Origin of the sequence: Nonomuraea jabiensis (genome assembly GCF_014204795.1) — a bacterium.
Taxonomy (GTDB): domain Bacteria; phylum Actinomycetota; class Actinomycetes; order Streptosporangiales; family Streptosporangiaceae; genus Nonomuraea; species Nonomuraea jabiensis.
Genome location: NZ_JACHMB010000001.1, coordinates 3405039 through 3421420, shown reverse-complemented (window position 1 = coordinate 3421420; position 16382 = coordinate 3405039). Strand labels below are relative to the sequence as shown.

Below are 16382 nucleotides of genomic sequence, written 5' to 3'. Positions count from 1 at the left end.
CCGGGCGTCAGTCGCACTTCTGGGTGCTGGCCGGGGTGGTGTCGTTGCGGCCCTGGGCCGCGTCGGGGGCGACCTCCTCGGCCGTCAGGACGTAGCCGGTCTCCTCTTCGTTGATCGCGGCGGCGAAGATCACGCCGTAGACCCGGCCGTCCACCGTGAGCAGCGGGCCGCCCGAGTTGCCGGGCAGCACCTTCCCGCGGATCGCGTACACCTTGCGCCTGACCGTGGCGTCGCGGTAGATGTCGGGCGCCTCGGCCTCGAGCTGGCCGCCGATCCTGGCCGGCTCCGCGGTGAACCCCTTGCTCTTGGGGAACCCGGCGATGATGGCGCTGTCGCCGCGGGAGCCGTCGTCGTCGAAGGAGAGCTGCGGCAGGTCGAGGCCGGGCACGTAGAGGACGGCGATGTCGCGGCGCGGGTTGTAGTGCACGACGGTGGCCTCGTGGGGCGTGTTGGTGGAGTCGATGACCTGCAGGCCACGGGTCACGCCGGCGACCACGTGGGCGTTGGTCATGATCCGGCCGGGGGCGTAGACGAAGCCGGTGCCCTCGATGTGCTTGTTGCAGCTCTCCGCGTTGCCCTGCACCTTGACGATGGCCTTCCGGGCGCGGCCCAGCTTGGAGCCCTGCAGCACGCTCTGGTCGGGCGGCGGCACGTCGATGATCGTGCCCCCGCCGATGGCGTCGAAGACCGGCGGGAACTCCGACCGGTCGACGAACTTCTTGAACGGCTGCTGCCAGTTGCGCGCGGCCTGCGGGATCACGTCGTCGACGGTGGTCAGCAGCGCGGAGTTCTTCACCTGGTCGACGAGGGGGCTGAAGGCCGTGGAGACGATCAGCGAGCCGATCAGCCAGGCGATCACCAGCACGGACAGCGCGCTGGAGAACGTGCCGCCGACCGCGTCGGCCACCTTGGCGGGCTCCCACGTGACGTGGCTGCGCACGACGGCGCCGAGCGTCGAGGACGCGAACTGGCCGATGGTGGCGGCCAGGAAGACGATCACGATGGCCAGCAGCGCCTGCGGGGTGTCGCCGCTGACCAGGGCCTTGGAGATCGGCGGCGCGATGAAGACGCCCAGCACGGCCCCCCCGACGAACCCCACGAAGCTCATTACCCCGATGATGAAGCCCTGCCGGTAACCCGAGATGCCGAAGGCGATCACGAGGCCGATCAAGATGAGGTCAAGCAGATCACCGCGCACGTTTCAAAGCTAACCAGGGATACGGTCAAGTGTGCACGTCTTCCGCCAGGACGGCGTCACCGCGTGGCTACCTTGAGCGGTATGCCGTCGGCGGAGGGAACAGTGCGCGATCTCATCGACGCGGCTCTGTCCGACGCCGACCCTGACGGCCCCCTGCGCTGGCACGTGATCTCCGTGCTGCAACAGCGCGGTGATCTGGAGTCCTTCATCGAGGCGCGCCGGCTGTGCGCCGCGGACACCGTGGCGGAGCGGCTGCTCGGCGTGGACATCATGGGGATGCTGCGGCCGTTCGTGGACCGTACGCTGCCGGTGCTGCGCTATCTGGCGGCCAGCGAGGACGACGCCATGGTGCTCTACTCGGTGCTGATCGCGTTCGGGCACCTGGCGGACCCGCGGTCACTGCCGTCGGTGATCGAGCTGGCCGGCCACGAGGACGCGAGGGTGCGCTACGGCGCCGCGTACGCGCTGCAGCACGTGCTCGGCGATCCCCCTGACCGGGCCGGCCTGGAGACGCTGCGCGCGCTGGCGGCCGACAGCGACAAGGACGTGGCGGGCTGGGCCTCCCTGGGCGTGGCCCTGCGTTCGCCCCGCTAGCTCCTCGACGCCAGGTCGATCACTTCCTGCGGGAGGTCCTCCACCTGCGCGGGGTCCCACGGGCGCTCCAGCCCGCCCTCGCGCAGCACGGTGTCGAGCACCATCGCGGTGAACCCCCACACCAGCATCCCCCGCACCCGGAACGCGGGCCCCGCCGTCCCTCTCGGATGCCGCAGCGTGACGCGGTTGGCGGGATCGACCAGCTCGGCGATCGGCACCCGCTCCACGGACTCCACCTCGTGCGGCGAGGCCGCGTGCACGGCCGACGGCTCGCGCCACCAGGCGATCACGGGCGTTACCCGGTTGTCGCTGTGGCTGAGGTACAGCTCGGGCATCGTGCACAGCACGTGGACGCCCGCGGGATCGACCCCGGTCTCCTCCTCGGCCTCGCGCAGCGCCGCCGCGACGGGCCCGCCGTCGTCGGGGTCGACGCCGCCGCCGGGGAAGGCGGGCTGGCCCGGGTGCCTGCGCCCGCGCGTGCTGCGCTGGATGAGCAGGACGTCGGGGCCGAGCGGCCCCTCACCGAACAGCATCAGCACCGCCGCGGCCCGCCCGCTCCCGTTGGGGGGCGTCCACCATCGCGGTACGTCGAAGCGCTGAGCCTGCGCCGCCAGTCGGTCGAGCCAGTCGGGCACTTGGGTCACGCATCCTCCAACACGCCGGGACACCGGGGACTTCCCGCGATCACGAGAAGAGGCTGGACGGCTTCCACGATCACGAGAAGAGGCTGGACGGCTTCCGCGATCACGAGAAGGGGCCGGACCTGACGAGCTTCTCGGCCTCGGCCGCCGCCGTAGGGCCGGTGCCGTACGACGGGCAGAGCGCGGCCAGCGGGCACACGCCGCACGCGGGCCGGCGCGCGTGGCAGATGCGGCGACCGTGCCAGATCACCCGGTGGGAGAAGATCGTCCACTCGCGTTTGGGCAGCAGCTCCCCCACGACGTGCTCGATCTTGACGGGGTCGGTCTCCTCCGTCCAGCCGAACCGCCGCACCAGCCGCTGGAAGTGGGTGTCGACGGTGAGCCCCGGCACGTCGAACGCGTTGCCCAGCACCACGTTGGCGGTCTTGCGGCCCACGCCGGGCAGGGTGACCAGGTCCTTCAGCTTGCCGGGCACCTCGCCGCCGTACTTCTCGCAGACCGCCTGCGCCATGCCGATGATGCTGTTGGTCTTCGCGCGGAAGAAGCCGGTCGAGCGGATGATCTCCTCCATCTCGGACCGGTCGGCGGCGGCGTAGTCCTCCACTGTCGGATATTTCGCGAAGAGGATGGGGGTGACCATGTTGACCCGCTTGTCCGTGCACTGGGCGGAGAGGATGGTCGCGACCAGAAGTTCTAACGGGTTTCCGAAGTCGAGCTCGCAGTGGGCCTCTGGATAGGTGTCCGCGAGGATGCGGTTCATCTTGCGGGCCCGCCGTACCAATGCGAGCCGGGTCTCCGGCTTGCGCCCCGCCGCGTTCGTGGCCATGCCGCAAGACTAGAAGCTTCCGCGAAGTGTTGAACCCAGGACGCCTTGCTTGCGTACAAGGGGGCGACATGGGAGGCGGTGGCCATGAGCGGTCAGGGTGCGGTGCTGTCGGACTTCGTGCGTACATCAGGGCCTCTGCGGGGGCAGGCGCTGCATCGCCTGGCCCTGGCCTGTGCCTCCGCGGTGGCCAAGCTGCACGCCCGCGGCAACGTGGGGCTCCGGCTCAGCCACGAGAGCGTCGCGCTCGGCGCCCACGGCCAGGTGCTGATCGGCTGGCAGCCCGGCGTCACGCCGGGCTCGGCGGCCGACGACGTGCTGGCCTGGGCCGACCTGGTGGTCTTCGCGGCCACGGGCCGCACGGACGGCGACCCCGCCGTCCTGCCTCCCGCGCTGCACCTGGCGGTACGGCAGTGCCGCCAGGCCGATCCCACGGCCCGCCCGCGCGCGGCCGACGTGCTCCGCGTCCTGCTCGGCCAGTCGGTGGCGGCCGCGGTGGCCTCCGTGGACGGCCTGCTCGCCTCCTGAGCCTCTTCTGCGGCACAGGGGAGGGTCGATACCCCCTGAAATCAGGGCATCCGGTACCTTTCCCCTGGATACGACTCATCCGAAAAGCGCAGAACACTCCAGCATTCCCATAACCTGTGTGTGCCACGCAGAGTGGGGTGAGTCACAATGGCAGCAGAGGAGGCAGAGTGAACACCGAAGATGTGCTGGGCAAGGCCCCCCTGTTCGCCGCGCTGGACCGCGAGAGCGCCGCGGCGCTGCGTACGAGCATCACGGAGGTCCAGCTCTCCAAGGGACAGACGCTCTTCCACGAGAACGAGACCGGCGACCGGCTCTACGTCGTGCTGGAAGGCAAGATCAAGCTGTCCCGCACCTCACCCGACGGACGGGAAAACCTGCTGAGCGTGCTCGGGCCGAGCGAGATGTTCGGCGAGCTGTCGCTGTTCGACCCGCGGCCGCGTACGGCCTCGGCGACGGCGCTGACCGACGTGCGGCTGGCCGGGCTCGGCCACGACGACCTGCGCCCCTGGCTGACCGGCCGCCCCGAGGTGGCGCTCCACCTGCTGCGCGCGCTCGCCCAGCGGCTGCGCCGCACCAACGACGTGCTGGCCGACCTGGTCTTCACCGACGTGCCCGGCCGCGTGGCCAAGCAGCTGCTCGACCTGGCCGAGCGGTTCGGCACCAAGACGGACGACGGCCTGCGGGTCCACCACGACCTGACGCAGGAGGAGCTGGCGCAGCTCGTCGGCGCCTCGCGCGAGACGGTCAACAAGGCGCTGGCCGACTTCGCCCAGCGCGGCTGGCTGCGGATCGAGGCCAAGGCCGTGGTCATCCTCGACATGGACCGGCTCTACAACCGGTCCAGGTAGTCGAGCTGGGCCACGACCGACATCTCGGCGGCGGCCCAGAGGGAGCGGTCGACGTCGGCGTACACGATCTTGACGATCTCGCGTGGCGTGCGCGCCCCTTGGGCGCGCGCCGCCCTGATCTGGTCGAGGCGCTGCCGCCGGTGCGCGATGTAACCGTCGAGCGCGGCGATCGGGTCGGGCAGCACGGGGCCGTGGCCGGGCAGCAGCGCCCGCGCCTCCAGGCCCTCCGCGGCCGCCCTGAGCCGGTCGAGGCTGCGCAGATAGTCGGCCAGGCCCCCGTCGCGGGCGATGATCGTGGTGCCCCGGCCGAGCACGGTGTCACCGGTCAGCATCGCGCGGTCCTGCGGCAGCCAGAAGCAGAGCGAGTCGAACGAGTGGCCCGGCGTGCCGTACACGTGGATCTCCAGGCCCGCCACGGTCACCACGTCACCGTCGGCGAGCCCCTCCTCGCCCAGCCGGTGCCGCGGATCGAGCGCCCGGACGGGGGCGCGCACCATCTCGGCGAAGCGCCTGGCCCCGCCGCTGTGGTCGAAGTGCCCGTGGGTGAGCAGGATCTCGGTGACGCGCCGCTCCCCGAGGTGATCGCGTACGCGGCTCAGATGCGCCTCGTCCTCCGGCCCCGGATCGACCACCACCACCTCGTCCTCGCCGATGACCCAGGTGTTGGTGCCGTCGAGCGTCATGGCGGACGGGTTGGGCGCGAGCAGGTTCTCGGCGTGCTCGGTACGGGAGCCGTCGGGCGTCCCGATCGGGATGTGCAGCCCGCTCACCGGGTCACCAGCCGCATCTCGCCCTGGATCTCCACGGCCCTCGGCATGATCGGCACGATCTCCCTGCGCTCGGCCAGGATCCCCGCCACGCCGTCGTGAGCGGCCAGCTCGCTCAGCGTGTGGTACGTCGGCGGCATCAGGAAGATCTCTCCCCGGTGCGCCAGCTCGATCGCCTCCGCGGGACGTTTCCAGGCCACCTGGTCGGCCTCGCCGCCGACGTCACGGGTGCGCTGGCCCTCGGGGAGCACGGCGACGAAGAACCGCGTGTCGAAGCGCCGGTGCTCGATCTCCGGGGTGATCCAGTGGGCCCACGGTTTGAGCAGGTCGGACCGGAGCACCAGGCCGCGCCCGGCGAGGAAGTCGGCGAAGCCCAGGCTCCTGTCGATCAGCGCCAGCCGGTCGGACTCCCAGTCGTCGCCCGTCGTGTCGGCGACCACGGAATCGGGCCCGGGACCGGCCAGCAGCACGCCGGACTCCTCGAACGTCTCGCGTACGGCCGCGCACACCAGCCCGCGCGCGACCTGCTCGCTCGCGTTGAAGACCGTGCCCCACTCTGCCGGCGACGGTCCGGCCCAGGCCACGGCCTGGTCGGTGTCGCGGGCGTCCACCGAACCGCCGGGGAAGACGTACGCGCCGGCCGCGAAGGCCATCGTGGCCTTCCGCCGCAGCAGGTACGCCTCCGGCCCTTCCCGCAGAATCACCACCGTGGCGGCGTCGCGCGTGGGGACCGGCTCGACCCGCCCCTCGAGGAGGTCCCGCGCCCGTGCGGCTAGCTCGGCTGGAAGCGGCAATCCGGTCACATCGGTCATAGTGCCTCAGGCTACTTCGGCGATCAGCTCCACTTCCACAGGTGCGTCCAGCGGGAGGACGGCCACGCCCACGGCGCTGCGGGCGTGCCTGCCCGGCTCGCCCAGCACCTCGGCGAGCAGCTCGCTGGCGCCGTTGCCGACCTTGGGCTGCTCGGTGAAGGACGGATCGCTGGCCACGAACACCACGACCTTGACGATCCGCACGACCTTCTGCAGGTCGCCCACCTCGGCCTTCAGGGCGGCAAGCGCGTTGAGCGCGCAGATGCGGGCCTGCTCCGCGCCCTCCTCGGTGGTCAGGTCGGCCCCGAGCTTGCCGGTCCGCTGCAGCTTGCCGTCGACGAACGGGACCTGGCCGGAGGTGTAGACGAGGTTGCCCGTGCGCACGGCCGGCACGTAGGCGCCCGCCGGCGCCGCCACCTCGGGCAGCGTCAGGCCGAGGTCCGCGATCCTCTGCTCGGGGGTCACTGCTTCTCCCTCTTGAAGTAGGCGACGAGCTGCTCCGGCGTGGCGCCCTGAACGATCTGGACCAGCTCCCAGCCGTCGGAGCCGAAGTTGTCCAGGATCATCTTGGTGTTGTGGATCAGCAACGGGGCGGTGAGGTACTCCCATTTCTTCATGAAGGTCAGCTTCTCACAGGAAACCCGCCCGCCGGCCTGCCTTGTGCCTGCTCAAGACCGTGGTCGCGGCAAGTTCCCGGCCGGGGTGTGAGCAATCTCAAAGGGTGGCCGTCGGCCTCCGGCAAGTGACCCTTCGGTAGCCTCGAATAGTGGACTCTCCGGACACGGATTGGGCCGGTGTGCGGCTGCACGTGGTCACCGGCAAGGGCGGCACCGGCAAGACGACCGTGGCCGCCGCGCTCGCGCTCGCGCTGGCCGCGGGCGGTCGCAAGGTGCTGCTCGTCGAGGTCGAGGGCAGGCAGGGCATCGCGCAGATCTTCGACCTGCCGCCGCTGCCCTACGAGGAGCGCAAGATCGCCGTGGCGCCCTCCGGCGGCGACGTGTACGCGCTGGCCATCGATCCCGAGGAGGCCATGCTCGAGTACATGGAGATGTTCTACGGGATGCGCCGGGCGGGCCGGGCGCTGACCAAGATGGGCGTCGTCGACTTCGCCACCACCGTGGCCCCCGGTTTCCGCGACGTGCTCGTCACGGGCAAGACGACCGAGGCCGTGCGCAGGCGGGGCAAGAACGGCCGCAGGATCTACGACGCGGTCGTGCTCGACGCGCCGCCCACGGGCCGCATCACGCGCTTCCTGAACGTCACCCAGGAGGTGGCGGGCCTGGCCAAGGTCGGGCCGATCAAGAACCATTCCGAGCTGGTCAACGGGGTCGTGAAATCTCCTGAGACGGCGGTGCACTTCGTGACGCTGCTGGAGGAGATGCCCGTGCAGGAGACGCTCGACGGCATCTCCGAATTGCGTTCGGCCGGGCTTCCCGCGGGCGGAATTTTCGTCAATATGGTGCGTGAATCACTGATCCCGCAGGCCGCTCTTGACACGGCTGTCAAGGGCCGTTTCGATCCCGGCGAGCTCGTGCTCGGGCTGAAGGCCGCCGGGGTGGCCGACGGGGCGGAGGCCTCGGCGATCGCCGAGGCGCTCGCGGAGGAGATCGCCGAGCACGCCCACCGCACCTCGCTGGAGCGCGCCGAGCGCGAGTCGCTGGGCGAGGCCGGACTGAAGAGCTACGAGCTGCCGCTGCTGGCCGACGGCGTCGACCTGGCCGGCCTGTACGAGCTGGCAGAGAGCATGCGCACCCAAGGAGCAGCGTGAAGAAGCCCGCCGCACTCGACATCGACGCGATACTCGACGACCCCGGCACCAGGATCATCGTCTGCTGCGGCGCCGGCGGGGTGGGCAAGACCACGACCGCCGCGGCGCTCGGGCTGCGGGCCGCCGAACGCGGCAGGTGCGCCGTCGTGCTCACCGTGGACCCGGCGCGCCGGCTGGCCCAGTCGATGGGGCTGACCGAGCTCGACAACACCCCGCGTCTGGTCAGCTCGCCCGACGGCGGCGGCCAGCTCTACGCCATGATGCTCGACATGAAGCGTACGTTCGACGAGATCATCGAGTCGCACGCCGATCCGGCGCGGGCCAGCCAGATCCTGTCGAACCCCTTCTACCAGTCCCTGTCCTCCAGCTTCTCCGGCACGCAGGAGTACATGGCCATGGAGAAGCTCGGCCAGCTGCGCCGGTCGGACGAGTGGGACCTGATCATCGTGGACACGCCGCCGTCGCGGTCCGCGCTCGACTTCCTCGACGCGCCCGAGCGGCTCGGGCGCTTCCTCGACGGACGGTTCATCCGGCTGCTGACGGCACCGGCCAAGGCCGGCGGACGCAGCGCCTTCCGGCTGCTCAACGCCGGGTTCGGGTTGATGGCCGGAGCGATGACCAAGCTGCTGGGCGCGCAGGTGATCAAGGATCTGCAGACGTTCGTGTCCGCGCTCGACGCCGTCTTCGGCGGCTTCAGGCAGCGGGCCGAGATGACGTACAAGCTGCTGCAGGCCCCAGGCACGGCCTTCCTGGTGGTGGCCGCGCCCGAGCGGGACGCCATGCGGGAGGCGTCCTACTTCGTCGAAAGGCTCGCCGAAGAGCGCATGCCACTGGCCGGCCTGGTGGTCAACCGTGTGCACATGTCACCCGCCTCGGTCCTCTCGGCCGCCCGTAGCGCCGCGGCCGCCGAAGACCTGGAGGCGCGGGGCGAGCATGAGCTGACCGCCGCCGTGCTGCGGCTGCACGCCGGGCGAATGCAGCTCACCGCTCGCGAGCATCGCGAGCAGGAGCATTTCGTCTCGGCCCACCCCACGGTGCCCGTGGTGCAGGTTCGCGCCATGTCCGAGGACGTCCACGATCTCACTGGTCTGCGGCAGATCGGGGACTTGCTGGCGAGCGCATGAAAGTACGGCCGGCGGACGGCGCCGGCCGTACTACGGCTCGCCGGGCTTGGTTCAGCCCGCGATCAGCTCGTTGGTTCGTTCGTACTCTTCCTTGGCCGACTCGAGCAGGTCTCGCCACGAGTCCACGTCAGGCCGCCGTCGAAGCAGCGCACGCCGTTCGCGTTCGGTCATACCGCCCCACACCCCGAACTCGATGCGATTGTCCAGCGCATCGGCGAGGCATTCAGTACGGACCGGGCAGCCCCGGCAGATGAGCTTGGCTCTGTTCTGCGCGGCGCCCTGCACGAACAGGGCATCCGGATCCGCACCCTTACAGGCGGCACGGGAGGTCCAATCCGTGATCCACATTGTTCGACCCCACTCCCCTTAGGTGGTCAGTCGTCATTTGGGGCCGACGGGCGCGGGCGCCGAGCCTCCGTATTCAGTTGCCGCAGGGAGAACGTACGCAACTACCCGTTCGGGCCGACAGACCCCAGAGGACCAATTTCTCAGCGCCATCTTGACCGGGAATGACTAGTCACCCCCATCAGTCAAGGCGAAATGGTGTCGCGCTACCGATTCGGTCAGTCTTTCGACGTACTCTTGGTAGCGTGCAAGCGCAGCGCAAAGATCGCTCCAACCCCGTCCTCGGCATCCTGCGTCTGATCATCGCGGGATGCGTCGCCGGGGTGCTCGCCGCGGCCGTGGCCCTGCCTGCGGTGGGAGGGGCGGGGATCTCCACGAAGAGCGCTGTGGAAAGCCTCAACCTCAAGCCTGAAGAGCTCGACGAACCCCCTCTTCCCGAGCGCACCGTGCTGAAGGACGCCAACGGCAAGCAGTTTGCCCAGTTCTACTTTGAGAACCGGCAGTCTGTCCGCCTCGACCAGGTCGCCCCGATCATGCAGACTGCGCTGATCGCGATCGAGGACTTCCGTTTCTACCAGCACGGGCCGATCGATGTTGAGGGAACGGCCAGAGCGCTCGTGAAGAATTTGTCGGGCGGCGGCGTGATGCAGGGCGGCTCGTCGATCACCCAGCAGTACGTCAAGCAGGTGCTGGTCAACAAGGCCGAGACGCCCGAGGAGCAGGCGGCGGCCATCGCCCCGACGCTCTCCCGCAAGCTGTCCGAGCTGCGGAACGCGATGGCGATCGAGAAGAAGTACTCGAAGAACCAGATTCTCGAGAAATATCTGAACATCGCCTACTTCGGCGCGGGCGCCCACGGCATCCAGGCCGCGGCCCGCCGCTTCTTCGACAAGCCCGCCTCCGAGCTCGACCTCGCCGAGAGCGCCACCCTGGCCGGCGCCGTGCAGAACCCCGCCCGCACCGACCCGAGCGTCGGCCCCGAGTCACGGGCGCGGCTGCTCCAGCGGCGCAACATCGTGCTCGACCGGATGGCCGAGATCGGCAAGATCTCGCAGCAGGAGGCCGCCGAGGCCAAGGCGAAGAAGCTGGGCTGGAAGAACATCAAGGCGCCCGGCGGCTGCGAGGCCAGCAAATATCCGTACTTCTGCCTCTACGTCCAGTACGAGATCCTCAACAACGAGGACTTCGGCAAGAACCAGGACGAGCGCAAGAAGCTGCTCCAGCGGGGCGGGCTGACGATCAAGACCACGATCGACCCGAAGATGCAGGCGGCCGCCGACAAGGCGATCAAGAAGTACGTCTCCAGGAAGGACAAGCCCGTGGCCTCGCAGGCCATGGTCGTCCCCGGCACCGGCGAGATCAAGGCCATGGCCGCCTCGCGGAAGTTCGGCGGGAGCAAGAAGAAGAACGAGATGAGCTACAACATCGTGGCCGACGCGGCACACGGTGGCGGTCGCGGGTTCCAGCAGGGCTCGACGGCCAAGGTCTACACGCTGGCCGCGGCGCTGGAGGAGGGCATGAAGTACGGCGACGGCTTCCCGTCGCCGGCGGGCTTCCAGGCCAGCGGCTACAGCGCGTTCAAGAACTGCAAGGGCGAGAACGTCGGCGACCCGTCCCACACCGTGCACAACTCCAGCGAGGGCGGCGGCGGCTTCAAGACGCTGCAGACCGGCACCTGGGGCTCGGTCAACACGTTCTTCCTCAAGCTCGAGCAGAAGGTCGGGCTCTGCAGCGTGGTCAAGATGGCCAAGAAGCTCGGGGTCAAGCGGGCCGACGGGCAGAAGCTGTCGGAGGTGGAGACGTTCACGCTGGGGGTCAACGAGGTCGACCCCGTGACGATCGCCAGCTCGTACGCCGTCTTCGCCTCGCGGGGGCAGTACTGCAAGCCGCTGGCGATCACGGAGATCAAGGACCGGAACGGCAAGGCCAAGCAGTACAAGCCGAAGTGCTCCCAGGTCCTGGAGGAGGAGGTCGCCGACGCGGTCAGCGGCATCCTGTCCGGCGTGTTCACCAAGGGCACGATGCAGGAGGTCGGCGGCATCGGCCGCGACGCGGCCGGCAAGACGGGCACGACCGACAACTACGCGTCGGCCTGGTTCGCCGGTTACACCCCCAACATGTCGTCGGCCGTCAGCCTGGGCGACCCGCGCGGCACCAAGGGCAACGAGCTGATCGGCGTCACGATCGGGGGGCGCTACTACTCGTACGTGTACGGGGCCTCCATTTCCGGGCGGATCTGGAAAGACGCGATGCTGAGCGCGCTGAAGGGGATCGAGGCCGCGGAGTTCACGCCGGTGGACCAGTCGCGGTTCGGCGGGTGCACGGAGAACTGCGCGCCGAAGAAGCCCGAGAAGAAGGACAAGGACGAGGAAGGGCCGCCCTCCGGTGGGGACGGCGACCCGTTCGACATCTTCAACCCGCCGAACGGGGACCGTGGGGACGGGGGGCCCGGCAATGGTCGGGGCGAGGGCGGCCCGGGCAACGGCCGCGGTCGCTGACCCCAAACGCCCCGCTCCAGCCCGCCTTCTGACGGGCCCGAGGTTCGCTTCCGTCCCCGCCGCCTACCTCTGCGGCGGGGACCCGCCTCCCGGCCCGCCGAGACCGCCTCCAGGCCCCTCTGAGGGCCCTCGCAGTACGTGGCAGTACATCGGGGCCAACCCGCGCCCTGGACCGTCTCCCTGGCCACCACGGGCCCGGCCGAGCAGTGGACCGCGGACCCGGCACCCAGCACTCGGGCAACGAACAGCGGACCGCGGAACAGCCCGGGCGGCGGAACAGCGGGGCGGTGGAACAGCCGGACGACCGAAGGGCCGGGGCTCCGGCTAACCCGCCAGTCGGGCGCGGACGGCGGCGGCCACGCGGCCACCCTCCGCCCGCCCGGCGACCTTCGGATTGACCGCCTTCATGACCTGCCCCATGGCCTGCGGCCCGGCGGCGCCCGTCTCCGCGATGGCCGCGTCGACGAGGGCGCCCAGCTCCTCGTCGCTGAGCTGCGCCGGCAGGTACTCCTCCAGCACCGCCTGCTCGTCCAGCTCGGCCTGCGCCTGCTCGGCCCGCCCCGCGTTACCGAACGCCTCGGCGGCCTCCTTGCGCTTCTTGGCCTCCTTGGTCAGCACCTTGATGACCTCGTCGTCGGTCAGCTCCCTGGCCTGCTTGCCGGAGACCTCCTCGACGTTCACCGCGGCCAGTGCCATCCGAATCGTCCGGAGACGTACCTCGTCCCGGCTCTTAAGCGAGGCCGTCAGATCGGCCTTCAGCTTGTCCTTCAATGCGCTCATGCGCTCCATCTTGCCGTCTGCGCGGACTGTCCGGACGCCGCGCGCCCGATGTCGGGCATCATGAATAGGTGAGGAAAGCCGTCGCAGTGCCATTGTCCATGCTCGGTCTCGGCCTGGCCGGGCTGGGTTACGCCTCTGTGGTGGAGCGCAACTGGTTCCGCCTGCGCCGCTTCGACGTGCCGGTGCTGGAGCGCGGTCAGCGTCCCGTACGCATTCTCCACCTCTCCGACCTGCACCTGACGCCGCGCCGCACCATGCTGATCAACTGGGTCCGCTCCCTGGGCCCGCTGAAGCCGGACCTGGTGGTCAACACCGGCGACTCGATCGCGCACCCGGACGCCGTCCCCTCGCTCCTGCACGCCCTGGAGCCCCTGCTGTCCCGTCCGGGCCTGTTTGTCTACGGTTCCAACGACCTGTACGCGCCCAAGCCCAAAAACCCGGCCCGCTACCTCTGGCGCACCTCCAAGAACGACCGCCGCCAGCACGTGCCCTCCCTGCCCTGGGAGGAACTGGGGGCCGGCATGGCGGCCGAGGGCTGGCTCGACATGAACAACACCACGGCCCGCATCAAGGTGGGCGACCTCGACGTGGCGGTGGCGGGCATCCACGACTCCCACATCAACCGCGACCGCTACGACCTCGTCGCCGGCCCGGCCCCCGCCGACGCCGACCTCCGGCTGGGCGTCATGCACTCCCCCGAGCCCCGCAACATGACCCGCTTCGCCGCGGACGGCTACCAGTTCCTGCTGGCCGGCCACACCCACGGCGGCCAGCTCTGCATCCCGTTCTACGGCGCCCTGGTGACCAACTGCGGCATCGACCGGGCCCGCGTCAAGGGCCTGAGCCGCCACGACAACGCCTGGCTCCACGTCTCGGCCGGCCTGGGCACCTCCCCTTACGCCCCCGCCCGCTTCGCCTGCTTCCCGGAGGCGTCACTGCTTACTCTCGTTCCTCGCCGTTGACACGGTCACAAGTACCTTGGGAGTCCGCTAGACTTTTCCAAGCACGCGCAAGACGGGCGTGCACCGGGGTGTAGCGCAGCTTGGCAGCGCGCTTCGTTCGGGACGAAGAGGTCGTGGGTTCAAATCCCGCCACCCCGACCCAGGTAGAAGGCCGCTTCCGAAATCGGAAGCGGCCTTCTTCGTTTCCCCGGACGGCCTCGCCGCGACATGGATGTTGGTGAAGTCATGACCGAAACCCCCATCACCGCCGCCGAACTGCTGGAGATCGCCGACGCCCTCCTCCCCGGCCACCCCCTTGACGCCGCCCGGGTCACCGAGGGCAATCTCCATCACGTCGTCCTCATCCCCGGAACCGCGGCCGTACGGGTGAGCAAGCGGCCGTCGTCGGCGGAGGAGATGCCGCGCCGCATGGCGGTGTTGCGGGAGATCGCCGAGGCCGGGCTGCCCTTCGCGGTGCCGGAGCCGCTCACCCCCGTGACCCGGTTCGGTCAGCGCGCGGCGGTCGCCGTTTCGTGGATCGACGGGGAGGAGCAGCCCGAGGGGCAGGGCGACCCGGATCAGATCGGAGCGTTGCTGCGCGCCGTGCGCGAGGTTCCCGTCACGCCGCGCCTGAGGCAACTGCTCAACGCCCCCAGGGAGAAGGGCTGGGCCGAGGTTCTGGCCGAGCAGGTGGTGCCGCGCCTGCCGGACAGGTGGCGAGACGAGTGCCGCAGGCGTCTGGAGGCGGCGGCGGCTCTGGAAGCCGTACCGGATGCGCTGGTCCACGGCGACCTGGGCGGCGCCAACGTGCACTGGGGCCGGGACGGCAGGTTGATCGGCGTCCTCGACTGGGATCAAGCCCACCTGTTCGACCCCGCCGTCGACGCGGCCCTGATGGCCTGGCACGGCTGGGAGACCGTCAGGCTGGCCGTGGATCCCGAGACCTACCGGCGCGCCCGCGCCTATGACGCGCCGTTCGGGGTCGGGCATCTCGTCGGGATCCTCGACGGACGTCCGCTGACGAACGTCGAGGGGTACGTGCGGAGCATCGTCGCCTGGCTCGATTCGTCTTCCTAACAATCTGTGATTTTGCGGTCACCATAGGGTCTCTTGGTACGGTGAGTACGTACAAGTCGTCCAAGGAGAACTCAAGTGCCGGCCGGATCCGACCCCCGCGCGTTGTACGAACGCGTCGCGGACACCCTGCGCACGTCGATAGCGCGAGGCGAACTGGCACCAGGGGACACGGTGCCGCCAGAGCAGGAATTGGCAGACAGACATGGCGTGTCGCGCCAGACGGTGCGGCAGGCGTTGCAGCAGCTCACCAACGAGGGGCTGCTCAGCAGTGGGCGGGGCCGCGGCCGTACCGTGCGCTCGCAGGCGCGCCTGCGCTGGCACCTCTCCCACTTCGAGCACCGGGGAAGCCACAGTGCCGACGCGGACGCGTGGGCGGCCGAGGTCCAGGACCAGGGCCGCGTCCCCCTGCAGGAAGTGAGCGTCGGCCTGGAGATCCCGCCGAAGGTGGTGGCCGAACGCCTCAGGCTCGACGCCGAGCAGGACATCGTGGTGGTCCGGCGCAGGGTGCGGTACGTGGACGACGTTCCCTTCCAGCTGGCCGAGAGCTACTTCCCGGAGGATCTGGCCAGGGGGACGGCGCTGATGCAGCCGAAGAACGTGAGCGCCCCCGGCGGCCTGCTCGCGTCCATCGGTCACCCTCAGCAGCGGCTGGTGGACGAGATCCAGGTCCGGATGCCCACCAGGGACGAGTCCGCCCGGCTGGGGCTGCCTGCGGGCACGCCGGTGGCCGAGCACATGCGTACCGGCTATGACGCCGAGGGCAGGCCGGTACGCGTGATGGTCACGGTCGCACCGGGAGACCGGCACACGCTCGTGTACGAGCTCGATGCTTCATGACCATGGCCGAGGCCGTGGACCTTTTCCACGGCGACCCCATGACGCAACCGCTGACCTACCCGGGACGCACCCCTGCCACCTCCGGCGTGCTGATGGACGGCGCGTACCTGCAGTTGCGCTTAGAGGAGTCCGCCCCGGCGGACGACTGGCAGGCCGGAGACGAGACGCTCGGCGAACTCCTGGCGCGGCTCGGCCGCTCCCCGATGTCGGAGCGCCATCCCGTCGTCGCCGTGGGCTCCAATGCCTCGCCCGGTCAGCTGCGCCGCAAGTTCGCCGGCCGCGGGATCCCGCCGGTCATCCCCATGACGCTCGCCGATGTGGACGGCCTCGCGCCGGGCGTCTCCGCACACGTCAACCGGTGGGGCTACGTGCCGGCCGTGCCAGTGGAGGCCCCGGGCGAGACGTCGCGGCTCTTCGTGCTCTGGCTCGACGAGCGCGAGCTGGCCGTGCTCGACCTCACCGAGCCGAACTACTGGCGTCGCCGCCTGCCCGCCGAGCGCCATCCCGTGACGCTCGACTCCGGAGGCCCGCTCCCGTCCTGCTTCGTCTATGTCGGCAGGCATGGGTGTCTGGTGGACGAGGCCGGCGAGGCCCGGCGGCTCGCGGATCAGCGGGCGCTGATCCAGTGCCTCCTGGACGAGTCGCCTGAGCTGCGCCGGCTGTGCGGGAGCACGCCCGAGGAGTTCCTCGTCTCCGTACGGGACGAGGCGCTCCGTGACACGATCTACCGGCTCTTCCCGGCAGAGCGACGCACGATGTCCCAGCCTGCCCTGGCGGACCTGCCGTCACGTTAGCCAGGAG

19 protein-coding genes and 1 tRNA gene are annotated in these 16382 nt (G+C 69.9%); 11 read left to right on the top strand and 9 right to left on the bottom strand.

Annotated features, from left to right (window positions below):
- Positions 1-7 precede the first annotated feature (7 nt).
- Positions 8-1198, bottom strand: a complete 1191-nt coding sequence (locus tag HD596_RS15380; protein WP_185069898.1) for a MarP family serine protease — start codon at positions 1196-1198, stop codon at positions 8-10.
- A 102-nt stretch (positions 1199-1300) separates the two neighbouring features.
- Here HD596_RS15380 and HD596_RS15375 point away from each other — a divergent pair, with 102 nt between their 5' ends.
- On the top strand, positions 1301-1792 hold the full coding sequence (locus HD596_RS15375) for a HEAT repeat domain-containing protein (RefSeq protein ID WP_313044140.1): 492 nt from the start codon (positions 1301-1303) through the stop codon (positions 1790-1792).
- On the opposite strand, the gene HD596_RS15370 is transcribed toward HD596_RS15375, so the two are convergent.
- Positions 1789-2436 (bottom strand): NUDIX hydrolase, encoded by a 648-nt coding sequence (locus HD596_RS15370; RefSeq protein ID WP_185069896.1) that lies wholly within the window; start codon positions 2434-2436, stop codon positions 1789-1791. The genes HD596_RS15375 and HD596_RS15370 overlap by 4 nt on opposite strands.
- 100 nt (positions 2437-2536) lie before the next feature.
- On the bottom strand, positions 2537-3259 hold the full coding sequence (nth, locus tag HD596_RS15365; RefSeq protein ID WP_185069895.1) for an endonuclease III: 723 nt from the start codon (positions 3257-3259) through the stop codon (positions 2537-2539).
- An 84-nt stretch (positions 3260-3343) separates the two neighbouring features.
- On the opposite strand from nth, the gene HD596_RS15360 reads away from it, so the two are divergent.
- Complete coding sequence (locus tag HD596_RS15360; protein ID WP_185069894.1) at positions 3344-3784, top strand: hypothetical protein; 441 nt, start codon at positions 3344-3346, stop codon at positions 3782-3784.
- Positions 3785-3951: 167 nt separating this feature from the next.
- A complete protein-coding gene (locus HD596_RS15355) occupies positions 3952-4632 on the top strand; it encodes a Crp/Fnr family transcriptional regulator (protein ID WP_185069893.1) in 681 nt (226 codons plus the stop codon).
- Here the strand turns inward: HD596_RS15355 and HD596_RS15350 are convergent.
- From HD596_RS15350 to sp36, 4 genes are read right to left on the bottom strand one after another with little or no spacing between them, the layout of a single operon-like run.
- Complete coding sequence (locus HD596_RS15350) at positions 4614-5402, bottom strand: MBL fold metallo-hydrolase (protein WP_185069892.1); 789 nt, start codon at positions 5400-5402, stop codon at positions 4614-4616. The two genes, HD596_RS15355 and HD596_RS15350, sit on opposite strands and share 19 nt — an antisense overlap.
- Complete coding sequence (locus tag HD596_RS15345; protein ID WP_185069891.1) at positions 5399-6211, bottom strand: NUDIX hydrolase; 813 nt, start codon at positions 6209-6211, stop codon at positions 5399-5401. The genes HD596_RS15350 and HD596_RS15345 overlap by 4 nt, the downstream gene beginning before the upstream one ends.
- A 6-nt stretch (positions 6212-6217) precedes the next feature.
- Positions 6218-6676, bottom strand: a complete 459-nt coding sequence (locus HD596_RS15340; protein WP_185069890.1) for a RidA family protein — start codon at positions 6674-6676, stop codon at positions 6218-6220.
- On the bottom strand, positions 6673-6828 hold the full coding sequence (gene sp36, locus HD596_RS15335; protein ID WP_185069889.1) for a Sp36 family protein: 156 nt from the start codon (positions 6826-6828) through the stop codon (positions 6673-6675). The genes HD596_RS15340 and sp36 overlap by 4 nt, the downstream gene beginning before the upstream one ends.
- A gap of 149 nt (positions 6829-6977) precedes the next feature.
- On the opposite strand from sp36, the gene bagA reads away from it, so the two are divergent.
- Positions 6978-7979: an ATPase BagA gene (bagA, locus tag HD596_RS15330; RefSeq protein ID WP_313044136.1), complete on the top strand. Its 1002-nt coding sequence runs from the start codon at positions 6978-6980 to the stop codon at positions 7977-7979.
- Positions 7976-9103, top strand: a complete 1128-nt coding sequence (bagB, locus tag HD596_RS15325; RefSeq protein WP_185069888.1) for an ATPase BagB — start codon at positions 7976-7978, stop codon at positions 9101-9103. The genes bagA and bagB overlap by 4 nt, the downstream gene beginning before the upstream one ends.
- Before the next feature lie 51 nt (positions 9104-9154).
- Here the strand turns inward: bagB and HD596_RS15320 are convergent, their stop codons facing one another.
- Positions 9155-9451 (bottom strand): WhiB family transcriptional regulator, encoded by a 297-nt coding sequence (locus HD596_RS15320; protein ID WP_090771382.1) that lies wholly within the window; start codon positions 9449-9451, stop codon positions 9155-9157.
- 242 nt (positions 9452-9693) lie between these two features.
- On the opposite strand from HD596_RS15320, the gene HD596_RS15315 reads away from it, so the two are divergent.
- Complete coding sequence (locus HD596_RS15315) at positions 9694-11946, top strand: transglycosylase domain-containing protein (RefSeq protein ID WP_313044133.1); 2253 nt, start codon at positions 9694-9696, stop codon at positions 11944-11946.
- A gap of 324 nt (positions 11947-12270) precedes the next feature.
- Here the strand turns inward: HD596_RS15315 and HD596_RS15310 are convergent, their stop codons facing one another.
- Complete coding sequence (locus HD596_RS15310) at positions 12271-12726, bottom strand: GatB/YqeY domain-containing protein (RefSeq protein ID WP_185069886.1); 456 nt, start codon at positions 12724-12726, stop codon at positions 12271-12273.
- A gap of 98 nt (positions 12727-12824) precedes the next feature.
- On the opposite strand from HD596_RS15310, the gene HD596_RS15305 reads away from it, so the two are divergent.
- The 5 genes from HD596_RS15305 (at position 12825) to HD596_RS15285 (ending at position 16375) form a co-directional block, all read left to right on the top strand.
- A complete protein-coding gene (locus HD596_RS15305) occupies positions 12825-13688 on the top strand; it encodes a metallophosphoesterase (RefSeq protein WP_185078494.1) in 864 nt (287 codons plus the stop codon).
- A 64-nt stretch (positions 13689-13752) separates the two neighbouring features.
- A tRNA-Pro gene (locus HD596_RS15300) sits at positions 13753-13826 on the top strand.
- Positions 13827-13913: 87 nt separating this feature from the next.
- Entirely contained in the window at positions 13914-14744 is an 831-nt protein-coding gene (locus HD596_RS15295) for a phosphotransferase family protein (protein ID WP_185069885.1), read from the top strand.
- Positions 14745-14819: 75 nt separating this feature from the next.
- Entirely contained in the window at positions 14820-15581 is a 762-nt protein-coding gene (locus HD596_RS15290; protein WP_185069884.1) for a GntR family transcriptional regulator, read from the top strand.
- Between the two features lie 2 nt (positions 15582-15583).
- Positions 15584-16375 (top strand): hypothetical protein, encoded by a 792-nt coding sequence (locus tag HD596_RS15285; RefSeq protein ID WP_221519336.1) that lies wholly within the window; start codon positions 15584-15586, stop codon positions 16373-16375.
- Positions 16376-16382: the final 7 nt, after the last annotated feature.